The 18914-nt window shown below is 59.6% G+C and carries 17 protein-coding genes; 8 read left to right on the plus strand and 9 right to left on the minus strand.

Going from position 1 to position 18914, the window contains the following annotated elements:
• Positions 1-8 precede the first annotated feature (8 nt).
• Positions 9-890 (minus strand): ABC transporter permease, encoded by an 882-nt coding sequence (locus EN745_RS01950; protein WP_189362922.1) that lies wholly within the window; start codon positions 888-890, stop codon positions 9-11.
• Positions 887-1969, minus strand: coding sequence for an ABC transporter ATP-binding protein (locus EN745_RS01955; RefSeq protein ID WP_245487597.1), 1083 nt, complete (start codon positions 1967-1969; stop codon positions 887-889). Before EN745_RS01955 ends, EN745_RS01950 begins: the two co-directional genes overlap by 4 nt.
• An 80-nt stretch (positions 1970-2049) precedes the next feature.
• Between EN745_RS01955 and EN745_RS01960 the strand changes: the two genes are divergently transcribed.
• The 4 genes from EN745_RS01960 (at position 2050) to EN745_RS01975 (ending at position 5244) form a co-directional block, all read left to right on the plus strand.
• Entirely contained in the window at positions 2050-2301 is a 252-nt protein-coding gene (locus tag EN745_RS01960) for a hypothetical protein (protein ID WP_127420396.1), read from the plus strand.
• A gap of 259 nt (positions 2302-2560) precedes the next feature.
• Positions 2561-3604 carry an extracellular solute-binding protein gene (locus EN745_RS01965; protein WP_189362923.1) on the plus strand — a complete coding sequence of 348 codons (1044 nt, stop codon included), beginning with the start codon at positions 2561-2563 and terminating at the stop codon, positions 3602-3604.
• Positions 3605-3644: 40 nt separating this feature from the next.
• Positions 3645-4346, plus strand: a complete 702-nt coding sequence (locus tag EN745_RS01970) for an SGNH/GDSL hydrolase family protein (protein WP_210213721.1) — start codon at positions 3645-3647, stop codon at positions 4344-4346.
• A 148-nt stretch (positions 4347-4494) separates the two neighbouring features.
• The gene (locus EN745_RS01975) at positions 4495-5244 is read left to right on the plus strand and encodes a FadR/GntR family transcriptional regulator (protein WP_127227929.1); all 750 of its coding nucleotides are present in this window, start codon (positions 4495-4497) and stop codon (positions 5242-5244) included.
• Between the two features lie 9 nt (positions 5245-5253).
• On the opposite strand, the gene EN745_RS01980 is transcribed toward EN745_RS01975, so the two are convergent.
• The 4 genes from EN745_RS01980 to EN745_RS01995 all read right to left on the minus strand — a co-directional run bounded on the left by EN745_RS01980 (position 5254) and on the right by EN745_RS01995 (position 9687).
• Positions 5254-6291 carry a pyridoxal-phosphate dependent enzyme gene (locus tag EN745_RS01980; protein ID WP_127420398.1) on the minus strand — a complete coding sequence of 346 codons (1038 nt, stop codon included), beginning with the start codon at positions 6289-6291 and terminating at the stop codon, positions 5254-5256.
• Positions 6292-6358: 67 nt separating this feature from the next.
• On the minus strand, positions 6359-7357 hold the full coding sequence (locus tag EN745_RS01985; protein ID WP_127420399.1) for a Gfo/Idh/MocA family oxidoreductase: 999 nt from the start codon (positions 7355-7357) through the stop codon (positions 6359-6361).
• A gap of 349 nt (positions 7358-7706) precedes the next feature.
• Positions 7707-8798 carry an ABC transporter ATP-binding protein gene (locus EN745_RS01990; protein WP_127420400.1) on the minus strand — a complete coding sequence of 364 codons (1092 nt, stop codon included), beginning with the start codon at positions 8796-8798 and terminating at the stop codon, positions 7707-7709.
• 151 nt (positions 8799-8949) lie between these two features.
• Positions 8950-9687, minus strand: coding sequence for a FadR/GntR family transcriptional regulator (locus EN745_RS01995; RefSeq protein ID WP_127420401.1), 738 nt, complete (start codon positions 9685-9687; stop codon positions 8950-8952).
• A 198-nt stretch (positions 9688-9885) separates the two neighbouring features.
• Here EN745_RS01995 and EN745_RS02000 point away from each other — a divergent pair, with 198 nt between their 5' ends.
• On the plus strand, positions 9886-10338 hold the full coding sequence (locus tag EN745_RS02000) for a RidA family protein (protein ID WP_127227935.1): 453 nt from the start codon (positions 9886-9888) through the stop codon (positions 10336-10338).
• Here EN745_RS02000 and EN745_RS02005 read toward each other — a convergent pair.
• Together EN745_RS02005 and EN745_RS02010 are read right to left on the minus strand one after the other, a co-directional pair.
• Positions 10331-11983 carry a choline dehydrogenase gene (locus EN745_RS02005; protein ID WP_127420402.1) on the minus strand — a complete coding sequence of 551 codons (1653 nt, stop codon included), beginning with the start codon at positions 11981-11983 and terminating at the stop codon, positions 10331-10333. The two genes, EN745_RS02000 and EN745_RS02005, sit on opposite strands and share 8 nt — an antisense overlap.
• A gap of 13 nt (positions 11984-11996) precedes the next feature.
• Positions 11997-13493, minus strand: coding sequence for an aldehyde dehydrogenase family protein (locus tag EN745_RS02010; RefSeq protein ID WP_189362924.1), 1497 nt, complete (start codon positions 13491-13493; stop codon positions 11997-11999).
• Between the two features lie 285 nt (positions 13494-13778).
• On the opposite strand from EN745_RS02010, the gene EN745_RS02015 reads away from it, so the two are divergent.
• From EN745_RS02015 to EN745_RS02025, 3 genes are read left to right on the plus strand one after another with little or no spacing between them, the layout of a single operon-like run.
• Positions 13779-15941 carry a hydantoinase/oxoprolinase family protein gene (locus EN745_RS02015; RefSeq protein WP_245487599.1) on the plus strand — a complete coding sequence of 721 codons (2163 nt, stop codon included), beginning with the start codon at positions 13779-13781 and terminating at the stop codon, positions 15939-15941.
• Entirely contained in the window at positions 15925-17568 is a 1644-nt protein-coding gene (locus tag EN745_RS02020; RefSeq protein ID WP_127420404.1) for a hydantoinase B/oxoprolinase family protein, read from the plus strand. The genes EN745_RS02015 and EN745_RS02020 overlap by 17 nt, the downstream gene beginning before the upstream one ends.
• 13 nt (positions 17569-17581) lie before the next feature.
• Positions 17582-18307 carry a ribonuclease activity regulator RraA gene (locus EN745_RS02025; protein ID WP_127420405.1) on the plus strand — a complete coding sequence of 242 codons (726 nt, stop codon included), beginning with the start codon at positions 17582-17584 and terminating at the stop codon, positions 18305-18307.
• 79 nt (positions 18308-18386) lie between these two features.
• Here EN745_RS02025 and EN745_RS02030 read toward each other — a convergent pair whose 3' ends face one another.
• Positions 18387-18815 (minus strand): MarR family transcriptional regulator, encoded by a 429-nt coding sequence (locus tag EN745_RS02030; protein WP_127420406.1) that lies wholly within the window; start codon positions 18813-18815, stop codon positions 18387-18389.
• Positions 18816-18914 lie beyond the last annotated feature (99 nt).

The raw sequence follows: 18914 nt of genomic DNA on the forward strand, positions 1-18914 counted from the left end.
TGCGGACTTCAAAATGTCACCTTTCCAGGTGGACGGATGCGAGTAGCCAATGCCAGAGCCACCGTGACAATCATCATCATGAAAATTGAGAGAGCGGCACCGAACGGCCAGTTGAAGCCGAGACCGAACTGACTGAAGATGATGCGGCCAAGTGTGAATCCGTTAGGCCCGCCAACCAGTTCCGGGGTGATGAAATCACCGATCGCCAGCACAAACGTGAATGTCAGCGAAACTGCCACCCCCGACAGGCTCAATGGAAATATCACCGTCCAGAAAATGCGCGTGCGACTGGCGCCCAGGTCGGCGGCCGCTTCGACCAAGCTTGCCGGAATGCGATCAAGGGACAGGAAAATCGGAAAAACGGCAAACGGCAGCAACACCGAGGTCAATGTCAAGAAGACCCCGTAGTAGCTTAGCGTGAAGAATTCGAGCGGTTGGGAGACAAGGCCCGAGGCCATCAGGAAATGGTTGATGACGCCATTTGTGCCAAGCAGATTGCGAACTGTATAGATCTTGATGACGTAGCTCATCAACAAAGGCACAGCAAACGCCACCATTAAAAGAGAGCGCCGCGTCGGGCCAAGAATCTTCATCAAATAGGCGGCCGGAAAACCGACCAGAGTGCATACAAGGGCTGTCGCAATGCCTATTACGAGGGTCCGTCCAATGACCATGCGGACGGTAGAGTCCGCCAAAATCCGAACGTAGTTCGACAGGTTGAAGTCGATAACGACGGCGGAGGCCTCAACGCGTCCGAAGCTGACGACGAAGAAAATACAAAATGGCCCCAGGATCAAAGCGATCGGCAAGACATAGGCGATGACAACGAGGCTATTGATTAGCCGCGCCTCTCGGGCGGATCCCAGCTCTGGAGTTTTCCTGGAGTTCACTTGCGGATGACCCACGTCTCTTTGCCCTTCCACGAGACTGTCACGCCGGCGCCTATTTTAAACGGCGCAGCCAATTGGCTGCTGAGTTGTTTAACGTGCAGGGTCGCACCGGGCGACTTGGTCGATTCAACTTCTACAAGCGACAACGGCCCGACGAAGGAAACTGATTTGACGTGCCCGGCCGGTGCGGATCCGTTTGCTCCGAGAAGCTCAACGTTCTCGGGTCTCACCGCAAGCGTCACCGCCTCGCCGGCGTTGAAATGCATCCCTTGATCGCCCCGAGCCACCGCCATCCCAAAAGGCGTCTCCACAGCGACGCCATCGCCGTTGACTGTCTTCACCTGCGCGTCAACGAGATTGTTGTCACCGAAGAAATCCGCGACATAGCGATTGCAAGGTCTATAGTAGACCTCTTCCGGCCGGCCGACCTGCACAACCTCCCCGTGATCCATGACGCAAATGCGATCGGCCAGACTGATGGCCTCTTCCTGGTCGTGGGTGATGAACAGGAATGAGGTTTGGATTTCGCGCTGAATGGATTTCAGGAACGTCTGCATCTGGTGGCGTAGGCCGGCGTCCAACGCGGCGAGCGGCTCGTCCAGCAGGACCAATCGCGGCTTGCAAATAAGGGCGCGCGCCAAGGCCACTCGTTGCCGCTGTCCGCCAGACATCTGCGCAGGATAGCGCGACCCGAGCTGGCCCAGCCCTACCAGGTCGAGCGTCTGCGCAACCAGCTTGTTGATCTCGTCGGCGGCCAGCCCTTTGACCCGGAGCCCATAGCCGACATTGGCAGCAACCGTCATGTGTGGGAAAAGGGCATAGTCCTGGAAGACAGTGTTGAACGGCCTGCGATTGACCGGGATGCCGTTGATCCGCGATCCGTTGAGAAATATGTCCCCGATTGTTGGTTCGACAAATCCGCCAATCATGCGAAGGATTGTCGTTTTGCCGGAGCCCGAGGGTCCCACAACCACAAGAAACTCGTTTTGGCCGATGTCAAGGTTGACATTGCGCAAGACCGTGTGGCTGCCATAGGTCTTGCCGATATCTCTCATTTCGATAAGAGGGTGGTCGCTCATAAGCATTTCCCAATTAGCCGGTTAGGCTCTGCAACCCGTTATCCTGGCGGATCGCGTCGGCGATGCCACCGCCGCCAATCATGAGCCGCACCTATACTGAATTGCATGCAGAACGCAATACTGCAAATTCGCTTTGCGCACCCGGAATCGTGCCGTTAAAACGCTATCAAGTCGGCACCGCCAAGCCCCGAAAGAAGCTTGCTCATCGCAATGGACAGAGGCTTCTTCACCGACAGGTTCAGCCGCTGAGCTGGCCTTTTCTGGCGCTCGCCGAGGTTCAGATTAAATTGTGCGGACGGGGGCCGTTCACGAAAAGTTGCGAGATCCGCTAATGAAGGCCTAGCTCAAAAAACCACCGCCACCCCTTGACTCTTCGGATTGCGGACTGCACGCTGCATGCACTAACATTAGTCGAGCCGATCCGTTCGCATGGTGTGGGAGCTAGACTGCCGGAGCAAAAGCAAGTCGCTCGGCGGGAGCACCTTTCACAACCAACATCCTTAGCCGAGAAGAACCAGAACCGCGCTCGGACCAAAATGCGGCAGCCTCAAGTGATCAACGATGTGGGAACACCTTCCAGAGGAGATGAGAATGTACAAAAAGTTGTTCGGCGAAATCGGGAAGCTGCTGGCGGTATCGTCCGTCCTTGCACTTGCCATTGCCGGACCGGCAAACGCCGGGGGCAAGCTACGCATCCTGACGTGGGACGGTTACGCCGACAAGGAATGGGTCGCGCAGTTCGAGAAGGACAACAACGCGACCGTTGAAGTGGTTTTTGCAGGGTCCAACGACGAGATGTGGGCCAAGATCCAGGGTAGCCAAGGCAAGGACTTTGACATCTTTGCGACAGCTGCAGCTGGCATGCAGAGATACTACGAAGCGGGACTGCTCCAGCCGATCGATCTGTCCAAGATCCCGAATCATGCCGGCCAATTGCCCCAGTTCCAGGATCTTTCCAAGATCGCCGGCGCGGTTCACGACGGCAAGACCTATCTTATTCCCTATGCCTTCAGCCCGATGACGCTGATCTATGACCCCGCAAAGGTGAATCCGGCGCCCACCTCGTGGTCGGTGCTGTGGGATCCTCAGTACAAAGGCAAGGTTCTGCTCTATGACGACGGCGAAAGTGCGTTCGCCACAGCGGCAATCATGAACGGCGTGCAGACGCCTTTTCATCTGACTGACCAGCAGTTCAAGGATGCCATGCCGAAGCTGGTAGACCTGAAGCATAACTCCGCGAGCTTCTACACGTTCGTGCAGGATTCGGTTCAGTTGGCTCAGAACAATGATGCGCCGATCATTTTCGGTGCTTACGCGGATCAGCAGATTAAGGCTCTCGCAGCCGGCGGCCTGAACTATAAGCAAGCCTATCCAAAGGAAGGCGTCATCGCCTGGGTGGATACATGGGCGGTTACGAGCGGGGCCAAGGGCGACTCCTATGATCTGGCTTTGAAGTGGATCAACTTCGTAATCAGCAAGAAGATCGCCGCAGAGCTAACCGAGAAATCCGGCTACGCGAATTCGGTCACGTCCACCGATACCATACCGGCGGGCACCAAGATCTTCTGGATGCAGCCGGACGAAGATCCCACCAAGCGCACTGACCTTTGGAACCAAGTCAAGGCGACGCCATGACATCGGCTGGTCGCATCGCGTGATGCGACGGGCTCGTCATGTGAAAACTGCCGCAGCAGCGAATGGTCCGACATCGATGACAAAATTGAGGCGCATTCTGTGCTACGGCGACAGCAACACCCATGGCTCTGCTCCAGCCAAGAGTTGGTTCGATAGTCAGCGATTTGATGAGGCGGCGCGCTGGACAGGCGTTCTGGCGGAAGCCTTGGGAAAGGGCTTCCGCCTAATCGAGGAGGGCCTTCCCGGTCGAACGACAACTCTCGATGATCCTATCGAAGGCGCCTCGCGCAACGGACTTACCTACCTCAAGCCATGCATCGACACCCACCGTCCGCTGGACGCAATCGTATTGATGCTCGGCACCAACGATCTGAAAACACGCTTCAGCCTTACTTCGGAAGACATCGCTCGGGGTTTGGTCGCGTTGATCGAGCTGATCTTGTCCGGCAAATCGGGTCCCGGAGGAACCGATCCACGCATCTTGGTCATCGCTCCCGCCCCAATCGAGGAAGTCGGATTCCTCGGCGAGATTTTTTCTGGCGGAGGCATCAAATCGGGCCAACTGGCTGGAAAATACAAGGATGTCGCATCCCATTTCGGCGCCGAATATCTGAACGCCGCGCAGTTCACTAGCGTCAGTCCGGTAGACGGTATCCACCTGGACGTCCAACAACATGCTGTTCTCGGAAAAGCGGTAGCCGACAAACTGCTGACAATGTTTGGCGCGGGGACGGTGCTCTAGTTTCGATTGCGCAGATGGCGGCAGTCGATCGGCCAGCAGCCGTTGATTTGCCGCGGACGACGTCCGGGCCGATGCTCACGTTATGGATTTTCCGCGTTTGCTTGAGTAGATTTGTAAGACAACTGCGAGAATCACGCGGATTTTGCGAATGGGTGCTCCAAATGATGAGCGCATCAAGCTCTCAAAGCGCGTCTATGACGGTTTGCGTCGTCAGATCGACGAGGGTGAGTGGCGCGAAGGCACACGCATGCCTACCGAGACCGAACTGGCGGCAAGCTTCGGTGTTTCACGCCCCGTCGTGCGCGAGGCCCTGGTGCAGCTGCGCAGCGAGGGGATCATCGACTCCCGTCGCGGTTCAGGCAGCGTGGTCATTGCCGCCAACGGGGCACCGAGGCGAAGTTACAGCCCTATCGAGAATGTTGCAGACCTTATCAGCGCGTTCGAGTTCCGATTGACGATTGAGTGCGATGCTGCGGCGTTCACCGCGTTGCGGGGCAAACCGCAGGATCTGGCTGAGATTATCTCCGCGCATGAGAAGTTCAAAAGCGATCTGAGCGAGAGTGATTTCGGTGATCTTGACCTGGCATTCCACATCGCGATTGCCAAGGGCACTGGGAACAAGCTCTTCGAAGCGACGCTGTCGATGCTCAATCCCCAGATACTTTTGGGTATGCGCCTGGTGGGCGAATTCTCGCTGATCGGCAGCACCACAAGAGCTCAGACCGTTTATCGCGAACACGCCTTGATCGTCGATGCAATCAAGTCGGGTGACGCGCAAGCGGCTTTTGACGCGATGCGGAACCATCTGCTTCAGTCGCGCCATCGTATCCTGGGATTTGATGTCCCACCGAATTGGCAAAGGCTGGGGCCGGTCAACACCAGCTCGTCAGCTTCGTGACGGTCATATCTAGGTACAAGCCAGAATGGCGTCGGCGTAAGAAAAAATGGCTGGCAGTCCGCCTGTATGGATGAACACCACGCGGTCCTTCGCCGTCAGAAGGCCAGACCTTATATCGCCAAGCAAACCGGAGAGCCCTTTTCCTGAGTACACCGGGTCGACAAGGATACCCTCGGTTCGGGCCAGCAGGGCAGACGCCTCTTGGGCATCCGCCGAGGGGAGACCGTAGCCGGCACCCACCCAATCGGTGGAGTTGCTGATTTCTTCCACTGGGACCGACAAATCGAACCCGAGGATACGCGCCGCCGCTTCGCACTGACCGGCAATCGCGGAAGGAAACTCATAGGCCTCGTTGCGGCTGTCCATCGGGTTGATGCCGCGGATTTGAGTGGTATGCCCAAGCAGCATTGCCGCCGCCTGCAAGCCGGCCTGCGTGCTTCCCTGAGAGGTCGCATAGATGTAAGTGGGCTGCGCTTCGTCCAGCGCTTCGAACTGAGAAGATATCTCCAGATACGCGTTGACATAGGCGACCGCCGCCAAGCTCAGCGCGGATTGCGATCCCATACCGAGGATAGCCGGGTTTCGGCCTTCGCTTTTCAGCCTTGCCGCCATATCTTCCTTGGCCTGCTTCAGCGAAGCCGTTGCGTCCACGGGCACGATCTTGGCACCGAAGAGCCTGGCGATAAGCTGATTGCCTTGAACATGATCGTAGTGGGCGTCCTTGCGAGGCATCAGGATACAGTCCAGGCCAAGCCGCGCAGCAGCTGCGGCGAGTTGGCGCGATTGATTTGATTGAGACGCGGCGCCCTGGATCACCACGTCGACCCCGCGACTAACCGCGTCACCGAGGATGAATTCATGTTGCCGGACCTTGTTGCCGCCGAAGGCGACACCGGTGCAGTCATCCCTCTTGATCCAGATCCTCGGTCCTTCGAGGCGCTTTGTCAGCGTGGGGCAGTAGTCGATAGGCGTCGGAAGATGCGCCAGCGGCACACGCGGGAGCACTGCGAGCGCAGAGCTCAGTTCGGCCTTTGAAACAATCGTCATTCGGATTGGATCCTTCGGATGATGCTCCCGGCGCGATCCGGTGGCGCGATCCGCACACGTGAAGCGGTCAGATTTCGATCACTCGACCTGTTGAGGCCGCGGTCCGCGCGGCAAGTGCAAATCGAAGGGATGTGAGACCGTCCTCGCCGGAGACAAGCGGGCGGCCGACGCCCCTGACGGCCTCGGCAAAGGCCGCTATGACACGGGGGTAGGCGTTTTCATGCTCGATCGGAATTTCTTGGCGGTTGCCTCGCACGCTCAGCTCCAGCCTGCCGCCGGGCCGCTGCAGCAGCACGTCATCGGCAAAGACAGAGGCCTTGGTGCCGTGCAATTCGAGGGTTGTTCGAGCATGCTCGATCGCGAAGCTCTCCGTGATCTGGACTGTGAGCCCAGACGCCGTTTGGGCTATTGTGGCTACGCCATCTTCAATCCCTTTGGCAGAGATGCCGTTGTTGGAAGTAAAAGCAGCAACGCGCACAAATTTCTCACCCAGTATGAAGTGCAGGGTATCTGCGTCATGAACGGTCAGGTCAAAGAAGACGCCTGCTCCGGCCGAAGCGCTATCGGTGCGCCATCCGCGATTGTCCTGGGGCAGCAGAACGCCGAACATGGCGCGAACCGCGACAAGGTCGCCGAGCACGCCACTTTCGACAAGTTCACGTAGCTTGCGGTGGCTATTCATGCCGCGCAAATGATGGTTGATCGCCAAGACAAGATCTTTGTCTTTTGCCAACGAAACCATTTCCTCGGCATCTTGTTCGGTCATGGCCATCGGCTTCTCACCCAACACATGCTTGCCAGCATTGAGCGCCGCTATGGCGCACGGGGCATGCTTTTCGTTGGTGTTCGAGATGTAGACCGCATCGACACCGGCCGAGAGCAGGTCCTCAAGCGACTCGCAGGTAAGCGGGATGTCATTGGCCCGGGCATATTCGCTCACACGCGCCGCGTTGCTGCCCTGGACGGCAACCACTTCGTTTCCTGGCGTCGCCCTGATCGCGGGGATGATCCACTCGGCGGCTATGCGGCTTGCGCCGACAAGTCCCCATCGAAGTTGCTTTGTCATTGCACAGGTTCCTGATGAATGAGGATGGATGTCAGCCGATCGCCTACGCGCACGGCTTGGGCTGTTATCGTCAATGCGGGATCGACAGCAGCTGAAGGCGAAATGAAGGATCCGTCAGCAGCATCGAGACTTTGGAAGTGGTGCGCTTTGCGCATGCTGAATACGGGCACAAAACCTGCGGGCTGGCTGGCCCGCACAGTTCCGGCTTGGCGCCAGACACCTGTAACGCCGATCGCGTGGGCTGGTGCCGATGGGCACCCGGTGCGGCGCATGATTTGCCCCCATGGTGACCGGGCGACGGATGCGTCTCCAGGCCAGGAAGCTGCCATGCAGATATCTGCATCCAGGCTCATTGAAGGCGCTCGCCGGAGCCGCTGTCGAAGACGCTGATCCGTGACGTGTCAACACGCAGCCGCGCCCTGCCGCTCTGGCTCACATGCCCTGCCCGCAGCAGGGCCAACTGTTCCACGCCGGAATGCTGAAACAAAATGACATCGTCTGATCCCGTCGGCTCAATCAGATTGACGTCGACCTCGATGTCGACGGTCTTCTCGCTCGCGGCGTTACCCTCTGCCAGGCCATAGTGCTCCGGCCGGATTCCGACCGTGACCCTGCGACCGTCCTCGCCCAAAGCCGAGGCGAATTCCTGCGGGGCCGGCAGGATTGTTCCTGACCCCTCCAGCACCACCCTCCCCCCCTTGCTGACCGCCGGCAAAAGGTTGATGCGCGGGCTGCCGATGAAAGTTGCGACAAAGAGATTGGCAGGTCGATTGTAGACTTCGCCTGGGGTTCCAAGTTGCTGAACGACACCTTTGTCCAGGATGGCGATGCGGTTTGCCAGCGTCATGGCCTCGATCTGGTCATGCGTCACGTAGACGGTGGTTCGACCCATTCGGTGGTGCAGCTTCTTCAGCTCGGTCCGCATTTCGACACGCAGAAGAGCATCGAGGTTCGATAGTGGCTCGTCGAAAAGAAAAAGGCTTGGCTCTCGCACCAATGCGCGGCCAATTGCTACCCGCTGCCGCTGCCCGCCAGACAACTGTCCCGGCTTTCGATCCAGCAAATGGCTGATTTGGAGCAGGTTGGCGACGTCGGAAACCGCCTTGTCACGTTCCGGCTTCGCCAGTTTTCGCATCTCCAGCGGAAAAGCGATGTTCTGCCCGACGGTCATCGAGGGATAGAGCGCATAGGACTGGAACACCATCGCGATATCGCGGTGCTGACATGGGACTTCGTTGAGGACGCGCTCCCCAAGTCGGATTTCGCCGGCGTTGATCCTATGAAGGCCGGCGATTGCATGGAGCAACGTCGACTTGCCACAGCCCGATGGTCCGAGAAGGACGAGAAACTCGCCGGATGCGACGTCAATGTTGATGTTTTTCAAGACGCACAGGTTGGGGCCGTAATATTTGTAAACGCTATCGATGGACAACGAAGACATAAGCTAACCTTTCACAGGGCCGCCGGATCGGGGGCGGCCGAAATCGCGCTGGAAAACGCAGGCTGAATGCACAGATTTGCGATCGAGGGAGCGCCACGCCCGAGCGATCGCGGTCGGCAGGACCGCAAGCACGGCGGACGGAGGGGCCGCTTCAATTCTGCCCCCTTCGGATCGACGGCCCGGTGCCCAATGAGGGTTGCCAATCACTTGCGATTTCGAAGCCGAGGATCCTGCGTCGTGAGTTCATGAGATGCCGACCCATTGCCAACTGTGCTTTGTCGGCATCTCGAGCTTCAACGGCGTCGACGATCGTCTCGTGTTCTTCGAAGATCGCCTCGGACCGGGTTGCCGCTTGTTGTTGAGAGAATTCTCCTACGAGCCGCATCCCGAAGACGATCTGCGTGCGCAGCATGCTGAGCGTGGTCTCATACATTGCGTTTCGACTTGCTCGGGACAGCGCCAGATGGAATCCGAAATCGGCATCGCCGAAGGTCTCCTCGTTCGACTGTTTCCTGACGACGGCGGAGGCAATGCGAATTTCCTCCAACTCCTCGTCGGTCCGCCTCAGCGCCGCGAAAGCAGCCACATCGCATTCCACGGAGAATCGAAATTCAAACGCCTGGATGAGGTCGGCTATGTTCTCGATTGGCCTGTAGCCACCCGAGTCCAGGCCATTTTTGCCGATCACAAAGTTCCCGGATCCTTTGCGAGATCCGATCAAGCCCTCCATTCTGAGCCTGATCAAAGCCTCCCGCACGACGGGCCGCGACACGCCATAGTTCTTCGCAAGCTCGGTCTCCGGCGGTATCCGCGTGCCCTCTGGCCACTCACCGCCTTCGACGAATTGTCGAAGAGCGCCATAGACCTGGTCTGCCAATTTGAGCTTCATCGCTCTGCCGGGGCTTGGGGCCTGCACATATTTGTAACCTGTCAGCTAATTTGTTTTACAGCAAGCGATTTTTGTGACACATGTCCGACATTCTCCGGATAAGTCCAGCAACTCGCCCCCATTTGCAAATGTTAGCGGTGCTCACGAGAGACGGGGCCCGCCAGACGCACCGCGGGGCCCATAGGAGGAATGACAACAATGACAGGTGCCTTCACCTACAACGGATACGAGATCCCGGCCTACCAACCCCCCGCTTATGGCTACACTTCGGTTCTGGTGCACGACGGCCAGGCCTGGGTCAGCGGTAATGTGCCCAAGACCGGCGATGAGGATCTCCACCCGGGCAAGGTCGGATCGGATGTCACGCTCGAACAGGCAAAGGAAGCGGCTGACCTTGCGATGCGCAACGCGCTTGCCTCTCTCGCGCATGCCGTCGGCGGTCTGGACAATGTCGTCCAGATCCTGAAGATGACAGTATTCGTCGCGTCGGCACCGGGATTCAATCTCCAGCCCCGCGTGGCCGACGCTGCGACCCTTTTGTTGCGTGAGGTGCTGGGCGAACGTGGCAATCACGCGCGCTCCGCGGTTGGCGTTGCCGAACTGCCGCGCAACTCCAGCGTCGAGATCGAGCTTGTCGCTGCCGTCAAGTAGCCGGGTGGGCCGGAAGCTTTTGCTGCACCTCTCGAGCGAGCGTGTGCTGCTGCGGCAACTTGCGCCCTTTCACCGCATCGGCGCCACGCTCGCCGATCATGATCGATGGCGCATTGGTGTTGCCTGAGACCAGCGTCGGCATGATAGAAGCATCGATGACCCGTAGTCCGTCGATGCCGCGGACCTTGAGGTCGGTGTCCACAACAGCCATTTCGTCGGAACCCATCTTGCAGGTCCCTGCAGGATGAAAGTCGGTCTTGCTCCATTCTCGAACATAGGCACGCAAATCCTCCTCGCTCGTTCGTTGCGCGCCAGGCAAGTGTTCGGCCTTGTAGATCTTGGCGAAAGCGGGCTGTGACAGGATTTCACGAGCAATCTTGAACCCGTTGACGGTGTGCGCCCAGTCGCGCTCATGCGTCATGTATTTCGGATCAATGATCGGCTCGGCCGCCGGATCCGCGGACGCCAGCATCACCTCTCCGCGGCTTTCGGGTCGAAGATAGGCGGTGTTGAGGGTCATTCCGTGGCCCTTGACCTGCACGCGGCCATGATCGATGACGTAGGCGGGAAGGAAGTGCATCTGGATGTCGGGCCAATCTGTGTTCCCATCAGTCGATACGAAGCCTCCACCCTCGCAGACATTCGACGTGAGCGGGCCAGTGCCGAAGGCCAGAAATTGCAGCGTGTGCCAAGCCGCCATCGGGCCCTTGTCGTGACCGTTATAGGATACCGGTTCCCTGAGGCTGGCACAGCAATAGACGTCCAGATGATCCTGCAAATTCTTGCCGACGCCTGGCAGATCATGAATCGCCCTCACGCCCGCGCGCATGAGTTCGGCGGCTGGTCCGACGCCTGAAAGCAGCAGGATTTTTGGAGAATTGATTGCGCCCGCGCACAGGATGACCTCGGACCTGGCCTCGATCCGGCTTGTCTGTCCCTTCATTGCGACCTCGATGCCTCTCGCGCGGCCGTTCTCCACGAACACCCGAAGCACGCGGGCCTCGGTTTGCACGGTCAGGTTCTTGCGATTGGCATTGGGATAGATAAAGGCCTGCGCGGCGCTCGACCGACGTGCCGCGCGCTGAGTGACCTGATAATAACCGACCCCATGTTGTTGAGCGCCGTTGAAATCGGTGTTGTAGGGGTAGCCAGCCTGTTGCGCCGCGCGGATATAGACCCGCGTCAGGTCGATCGGCGAACGCTGGTCGGACACGCCAAGCGGCCCGCCCTGACCATGGTAATCGTCGAGGTATCGCTCATTGTCCTCGGATTTGCGGAAATAGGGCAACAGATCATCATAGCCCCATCCCTCGTTGCCCAAGTCGCGCCACTGATCGTAGTCGCGACGGTTGCCTCGGATGTAGACCATCGAATTGACCGATGAGCCGCCGCCCAGGACCTTGCCCTGCGGGAAAAGCATGCGCCTGTTGTTGAGAGCCGGCTGCGGAACCGTTTCCCACTCGTAGCGAAACCTCGGGCCTTGCAGTTTGGCGTAGCCCGCTGGCCAGCGAACCAGAGGACCGTCGTTCTTCTTGCCGAACTCGACAAGAAGCACGCGTGAGCCGGCATCCTCGCTCAGGCGCGAAGCCACGACGCAGCCGGCCGAGCCGCCGCCAACAACGATAAAGTCATATTCCTTGTCCATCTTCACCCTCACCTCAGATGGCCTTGCCGATCCAACGTGGCTGATATCCGCCGCTGCGCAATTGGACAGTTTTGATGTCCATGAACTCTTCGCATCCGACGCGGCCAACCTCGCGCCCGATCCCGCTCGCGCCGAGGCCGCCAAATGGAAGTTCAGCGGGTCCGTCGAGATAGGTGTTGACCCAAACGGTTCCGGCCTCCAGCTCCCGTGCAGCCCTCAGCGCCGCGGCTGTGTCGCCCGTCCATATGCCGGCCGACAAACCGTAGTCGGTGCCATTGGCAATGGCGAAGGCCTCTTCTAGCGTCTCGAAAGTCTGGATGGTGCAAACTGGACCGAATATTTCCTCCTGGGCAATCCGCATGCTGGATGCGACCTCGGTGAAAACGGTCGGGTCGATGTAGCGCCCGCCGGCCTCTTCCCGATACGTACCGCCAAGGGCAAGCGTCGCGCCTTCGGCTTTGCCGATCTCGATGTAGCCTAGAATCTTGCGATACTGCGCTTCGCTGATGATTGGACCCATCAGCACGTCGTCGCGCAGCGTGTCGCCGACGGGGATGGACCGTGCGGCCTCGATAAACTTTCGCGTGAAATCCTTGGCGATGCCGTTCTGAAGCAGGATACGACCGCCTTGATTGCACGATTGGCCGGCGTTGAGAAAGGCTCCATGCAAGGCGGCGTCGAGTGCGGCTCCCAGATCGGCATCATTCATGACGATGTGGGCGTTCTTGCCGCCTAGCTCGAGTGAAACCTTCTTCAATACCCGAGCGCCGATTTCCATGGCGTGTTTGCCCACCGCCGTCGATCCGGTGAAGGAGATCATTCGAGCCAGCGGGTGCTTAAGCAAAGCCTCCCCGGTCACCCTGCCGCTGCCGGTCACGATGTTGCACACCCCATCGGGCAGGCCCGCCTGCTTGAGGATAGGACCCAAGAGCAGTGTCGTGGCGGAAGTCAGCTCCGATGGCTTCACGACAGCCGCACAGCCGGCTGCAAGGGCAAACGGCAGCTTCTGGCTGATGATCAAGAACGGAAAGTTCCAGGGCGTCACGATGCCAGCCACGCCGACTGGCGCGCGCAGTGTCAAGGCCAAATAGTCCTTACCCAGGCCGCCAAAACTGTCGCCCGTAAGAGAGCGGGCCTGCGTGGCGGCAAATTCCCACAGCATGGCCGACCGCTCGATCTCGAGCCTCGCCTGCTTGTGCGGCTTGCCGCTTTCGGCCATTTCGAACCAGGCCAGTTCATCCACATTTTCGCGAATTAGACTGGCGGTTCGCAGCAACACGTTGGAGCGTTGCTCCCCACTCGATAGGCGCCATCCAGCCTCGAAGGCAGCGTGAGCGCTCACACAGGCCTGATCGACCAAGCCTTCCCCCGCCTCATGCAACAGCGAAACCGGCGTGCCATTGGCCGGGTTGACCGACACACTTTGCGCGCCTTGACTCACCGACCACGCGCCGTCGATCCAGCTTCCAAATTGTCTGACCGCTTTCGGCGGAATAAAACCAGAAGTCATTCCAAATCCCTGCATTCCAGTCTGCGTGCGCCTGACCTGATCTGTCGAAGCGCGCCAAACGCTGCGCAAAGCGGGCAGCAAAATTACATATTTGTCAACTCCCTTTCGCTGGTTAGATAGTCGAAAAATTGGCTGACTGTAAATCGTGGCCGGACATTTAATGGGTTCCAGCTGCTGCCGCGACGACCAAATCCCTATGGGCCGGCGCCGACAGGCCCGATCGAAGGCTCTGTGCGTCAGTCTGCGCGCAAGATTGATTGACAACTAATCGAAAAAATTACAAATATGAAAACTGCTGCCGACAATGGAGTGCTGATGGTTTCCCGCGTCAACAGAGCGTCCGCCGACATCGGTGGCACTTTCACCGATATCGTGATCGAGATTGGCGGCGTCCGCACCTCGACCAAAATCCTGACGACCCATCAGGCGCCCGAACGCGCCGTTATCGACGGCGTGCAGGGCCTGCTGGAAACGCAGGGGCTTGGATTCGGTGACCTTGACGTCTTCCTCCACGGCACCACGTTGGCGACGAATGCAATTATCGAACGCCGTGGTGCCAAGACGGCACTGATCACCACGCAAGGCTTCCGCGACACGATCGAAATTGGCTCGGAAAGCCGACATGACCAGTACGACATCTTCATCAAGAAGCCACGGCCGTTGGTGGGCCGCGGCTTGCGCTTCACCATACCAGAGCGGGTCGCCTCCGATGGAAGCGTCCTGCTCGAGCTCGATGACGCACATGTCGTCGCACTTGCGCATTCATTGAAGGAGCAAGACGTTCAGTCGATCGCCATCTCGTTGATCCATGCCTATGCGAATCCATCGCATGAGGTGCGCGTGCGGGAAATCCTGTCGGCCATGCTGCCCGACGTTTATTTTTGTATCTCCTCCGAGACGTGCCCCGAGGTTCGTGAGTACGAGCGCACCTCGACCACGGTTGCTAACGCCTATATCCGTCCAATCATGGCCGGTTATCTTGGCCGGCTCAAAGCTGAGTTGGCGCAAAAGGGACTCAACGCGCCGATCCTGCTTATGACCTCGGGCGGAGGTCTCACGACCGTCGACCAGGCCGCCGATTACCCGATCCGTTTGGTCGAATCCGGCCCGGCCGGTGGGGCAATCCTCGCAGCCAAGATCGCTAAGGAATGCGACCTTGACGCGATCGTCTCATTCGACATGGGGGGAACGACCGCCAAGATCTGTCTGATCGACCATGGCCAGCCGCTGAAATCGCGCAGCTTCGAGGTGGATCGGACCGAGCGATTCCTCAAGGGTTCGGGCCTGCCGGTCCGGATACCCGTGATCGAAATGGTCGAGATCGGCGCAGGAGGCGGCTCGATCGCCCAGGTCGACAGCATGGGGCGCCTCACGGTCGGTCCTGAGAGTGCTTCTTCGGAGCCAGGGCCGGCTTGTTACGGAATCGGCGGCCGTCGGCCGACTGTCACCGACGGTGATTTCGTGCTGGGGCGGATCGACACCCGAAAATTCGCTGACGGCCGCATGGTCTTGCGGCGCGACCTGGCAGAGCAAGCGCTATCCAGCGAGGTAGGAGATAAGTTGCGGTTGACGCCCGTCCAGGCCGCCGCCGCGGTAACCGCGATCGTCGAGGAGAACATGTCAAACGCCAGCCGGGTCCATGCCGCCGAGCACGGCAAGGACCTGCGGCGCCGCGCAATGATCGCCTTTGGCGGCGCCGCTCCGTTGCACGCAGCGCAACTGGCAAGAAAATTGTCCTTGGTCAATGTGATCGTGCCCAAGGGAGCCGGCGTCGGATCTGCCATCGGCTTTCTGGAGGCCCCTTTGGCCTACGAGGTCGTGCGGAGCCGCCATAGCCGGCTGGACCGCGTCAACAATGCTGCCACTGCCGACCTCATCGCACAGATGAAGCAGGAGGCCAGCGCCGTGGTTGCTCCGGCAGCTGGGGGCCAACCCATCAAGGCGCATGTCTCAGCGTTCCTGCGTTATGTTGGGCAGGGCCACGAACTCGAGGTCGATCTGCCATTCGCGGCAGATGGCGGGATCGACGGCGCGGCTTTAAAGGAGGCATTCGATCGTCGATACAAAGAGGTCTTCGGTCGCTTCCTGCCCAATCACGAGATTGAGGTTCTCACGTGGGCGGTAACCGCATCTGCCGAACAACCTGTCCTCGCGGCGGATGACGCCTCAAATGGCAGCTGTCGGAAGATCGAACCGTCGGGCGAGACCCCCTTCACCGAAATCGATGGCAGCACCGTCCACGCTCCTGTCTATGAGCGCTCCGAGCTTGGCCCGGGCATCATCCTGACTGGGCCGCTCGTCATCACCGAGCGGGAGACCAACACGGTCGTTCCGAGGGACTTTCGTGTCGAATGCAATGCGTTCGGCCATCTGGTCCTGACCAATCTTGCCGCACAAGCGGCCCGACAGTCCGATCGCAAGGGAGCGACAAATGACCGTCAGCCCTGAAATCCAGCAGATTGGCGAGATCGAGTTCCAGATCATGTGGAACCGCCTTATCGCCGTTGTCGAGGAACAGGCCCAGGCCTTACGCCGCACGGCATTCAGCCCGATCGTCCGCGAATCGGGCGACCTTTCTGCCGGCTACTTCCACCCAGACGGCCGCATGATCGCGCAGGCGGTGACAGGCACGCCCGGACATGTCAACACGATGGCTGCCTCGGTGCTGCACTTCCTGAACCGCTATCCCGCAGGCACGATGCGCGAGGGTGATGTCTATGTCACCAACGACCCTTGGATGGGGACGGGCCATCTGCATGACTTCGTCGCGGTAACGCCCGCCTTCCATCAGGGCCATCTGGTTGGACTTTTTGCATCGACTTGTCATTTCATGGACGTGGGAGGCATTGGCTTTGGCCCGGACGGCCGCGATGTCTTCGAGGAGGGTTTTTATGTCCCCCCACTTGCAATGATCACGGCGGGCGAGATCGATCAAACCCTGATAACCCTCGCGCGCTCGAATTCGCGCTACCCGGCTGAACTCGAAGGCGATCTGATGTCCCTCGCCGCCTGCAATCAGACCGGAGTGAGCCGGCTGGCGGACATGCTGGATGAGTTTCATCTTACCGATCTGACCGCCCTCTGCGACCAGATTGTCAGGCGCTCACGCGACGCAGCCCTGAAGGCGATCGCCGCAATTCCGAAAGGCACGGCCGAGGCGGAAATGGTGATCGACGGTTATGACCGGCCGGTCATCTTGAAGGCAACGACCCGGATTGCGGACGACCACATCACGGTGGATTTTTCTGGCACATCGGGCCTTTCAGCGCGCGGCATCAACGTGCCGATCAGCTATGCCCAGGCTTATTCGACCTATGCGGTCGCCTGCGCGCTTTTCCCTGAGGTCCCGAACAATTCGGGCTCGCTATCCGTCGTGACCGTCACGGCTCCCGAAGCGACGATCGTCAACGCCCAACGTCCTGCCCCGGTATCGTCGCGACACGTCATCGGCCAGATGCTGCCCGACGTGGTCTATGGCTGTCTTGCGCAACTGGTTCCCGAGAACGTTTTGGCCGAGGGCGCGTCAGCTCTGTGGAATCTCATCCTTGAAGACGCGCATGACGCGTGCCTCACACAAGGTATTGCAGGGACGCGACGCTTCTCGGCGCTGTCGGTTCAGACCGGCGGCACCGGAGCCCGCTCGCGGCTGGATGGGCTCAACGCCACGGCCTTCCCGTCGGGGGTATCTGGTGTTCCTGTCGAGATCCTCGAGACCCTGACCCCGCTCATCTTCTGGCGCAAGGAATTGCGTGCCGGTTCGGGCGGAGCTGGTAAATTTCGTGGCGGTCTCGGTCAAAGCATCGAGATCGCTCATCGCGAAGGCCATCCGTTCTACATCTACGCAGCCCTCGACCGCATCGAGAACCCCGCACGCGGACGCTTCGGCGGCGAAAACGGTGCTCCGGGGAAAGTCGCGCTGAAGTCAGGCAGATCGCTCAACGGCAAAGGCAAGCAGCTGGTGCCCGCGGGCGACAGGCTTGTCGTCGAAACGCCCGGTGGGGGCGGCTATGGCCCTGCCGCCGAGCGCGATGCCGGCAGCATCGCGGCCGATCGCCAAAACGGTCTAACCAAGTGAACTCGAGGAAAGCATGAGCGAACACAACTTATCTGACGAAACGCGAGCGAAGCTGAAGAAGATATCCACCGCATCCATTGCCACGGCACTCTACAAGCGAGGGCTGCGCAACCAATTCATTCAGGGCGTCGTTCCGGTTGCGCCCAAACAGGACAACATGGTCGGCCCGGCATTCACACTGCGCTACATTCCCGCGCGCGAAGATCGCAATCCGATCACCGTTTTCCGGAATCCGGAGCATCCACAGCGCGTTGCGATGGAGACTTGCCCACCCGGCCACGTCCTCGTAATGGACGCGCGCAAGGACGCCAGGGCTGCGACAGCGGGCTCTATTTTGATCACGAGGCTGGCGTTGCGCGGCGCGGCGGGCGTGGTCTCGGATGGCGGCTTCCGCGACGCGGAAGGCATAGGCGCGCTGGACATGCCCGCCTACTACGCCAGGCCGTCGGCGCCAACCAACCTGACACATCATGAAGCGCTGGACATCAACGTGCCCATTTCGTGCGGGGATGCGCCGATCTTCCCTGGCGATGTCCTTGTCGGGGACAAGGACGGCGTGATGGTGGTCCCGGCTCACCTCGCCGACGAGATTGCGGAGGAATGCACCGGAATGGAAAGCTTCGAGGATTTCGTCCTGGAGGAGGTCCGGAGCGGCGCGTCGATCATCGGGCTCTATCCCTGCACGAAACCGGAAAACCAGGAAAAGTATGAGGCCTGGCGCAAAAAGGCAGGACGCTAGGCCTAAAGCGGCCTCGTCCTCCCGAGGCCGGCCTGGCGGGCTGCGATCCTCCCTTCGCAGCCCGCCACTTCCCCTTGATCTAGGTCTCTTCCTGGCGGGAAAGCAGACGGCGCAGCATCGGCTCTATGCGCGAAAGCTCGTCAAGATGCGCGGCCGACAGTTCGGCCAGACGATCGTCGGCCAAAGGGGTGAGCTGCAGCAAGACGCGGCGGTAATCGCTCTTGTCCTGATCGCGTATGACCAGGCCTGCCTCCGCAAGGCGGTTCACTAGTTCCACCGCGCTATGGTGGCGGATGCGCAGCCGCTCGGCGAGATCGCCCACCGCCACCGGTCCGCCGTTTGGAAAGCCCTTGATCGCCAGCAGCGCCTGGTGCTGGCGCGGCGTGAGACCCGCCTCGTTGGCCTGAACCTGGCTGAATTCGAGAAAGCGCCGGATCAAATAACGGAACTGCGACAGCCGCTGGTAGTCGGCCTGGCTGATGGCGGGACGTGGTTTCGGCGGTGTCATCCCCGACTTATGGTCCTTTCCCGCAAAAGCTCAACAGGCCCTCGCGATCCCGGTCCAAAATGACGCGGAGCAGGGCGCGAAAACGGCTTGAAGAGTTAT

This window comes from Mesorhizobium sp. M4A.F.Ca.ET.022.05.2.1, from assembly GCF_003998845.1.
GTDB lineage: Bacteria > Pseudomonadota > Alphaproteobacteria > Rhizobiales > Rhizobiaceae > Mesorhizobium.

Bases quoted from the DNA above. Each gene is read 5' to 3' on its own strand.
- EN745_RS01965 (WP_189362923.1), top strand. From the start codon at position 2,561: ATGTACAAAAAGTTGTTCGGCGAAATCGGGAAGCTGCTGGCGGTATCG.
- EN745_RS01975 (WP_127227929.1), top strand. From the start codon at position 4,495: ATGGGTGCTCCAAATGATGAGCGCATCAAGCTCTCAAAGCGCGTCTAT.
- EN745_RS01955 (WP_245487597.1), bottom strand. From the start codon at position 1,969: ATGAGCGACCACCCTCTTATCGAAATGAGAGATATCGGCAAGACCTAT.
- EN745_RS01980 (WP_127420398.1), bottom strand. From the start codon at position 6,291: ATGACGATTGTTTCAAAGGCCGAACTGAGCTCTGCGCTCGCAGTGCTC.
- EN745_RS02000 (WP_127227935.1), top strand. From the start codon at position 9,886: ATGACAGGTGCCTTCACCTACAACGGATACGAGATCCCGGCCTACCAA.
- EN745_RS01960 (WP_127420396.1), top strand. From the start codon at position 2,050: ATGAGCCGCACCTATACTGAATTGCATGCAGAACGCAATACTGCAAAT.
- EN745_RS02025 (WP_127420405.1), top strand. From the start codon at position 17,582: ATGAGCGAACACAACTTATCTGACGAAACGCGAGCGAAGCTGAAGAAG.
- EN745_RS02005 (WP_127420402.1), bottom strand. From the start codon at position 11,983: ATGGACAAGGAATATGACTTTATCGTTGTTGGCGGCGGCTCGGCCGGC.
- EN745_RS01995 (WP_127420401.1), bottom strand. From the start codon at position 9,687: ATGAAGCTCAAATTGGCAGACCAGGTCTATGGCGCTCTTCGACAATTC.
- EN745_RS01990 (WP_127420400.1), bottom strand. From the start codon at position 8,798: ATGTCTTCGTTGTCCATCGATAGCGTTTACAAATATTACGGCCCCAAC.
- EN745_RS01985 (WP_127420399.1), bottom strand. From the start codon at position 7,357: ATGACAAAGCAACTTCGATGGGGACTTGTCGGCGCAAGCCGCATAGCC.
- EN745_RS02020 (WP_127420404.1), top strand. From the start codon at position 15,925: ATGACCGTCAGCCCTGAAATCCAGCAGATTGGCGAGATCGAGTTCCAG.
- EN745_RS02030 (WP_127420406.1), bottom strand. From the start codon at position 18,815: ATGACACCGCCGAAACCACGTCCCGCCATCAGCCAGGCCGACTACCAG.
- EN745_RS02010 (WP_189362924.1), bottom strand. From the start codon at position 13,493: ATGACTTCTGGTTTTATTCCGCCGAAAGCGGTCAGACAATTTGGAAGC.
- EN745_RS02015 (WP_245487599.1), top strand. From the start codon at position 13,779: ATGAAAACTGCTGCCGACAATGGAGTGCTGATGGTTTCCCGCGTCAAC.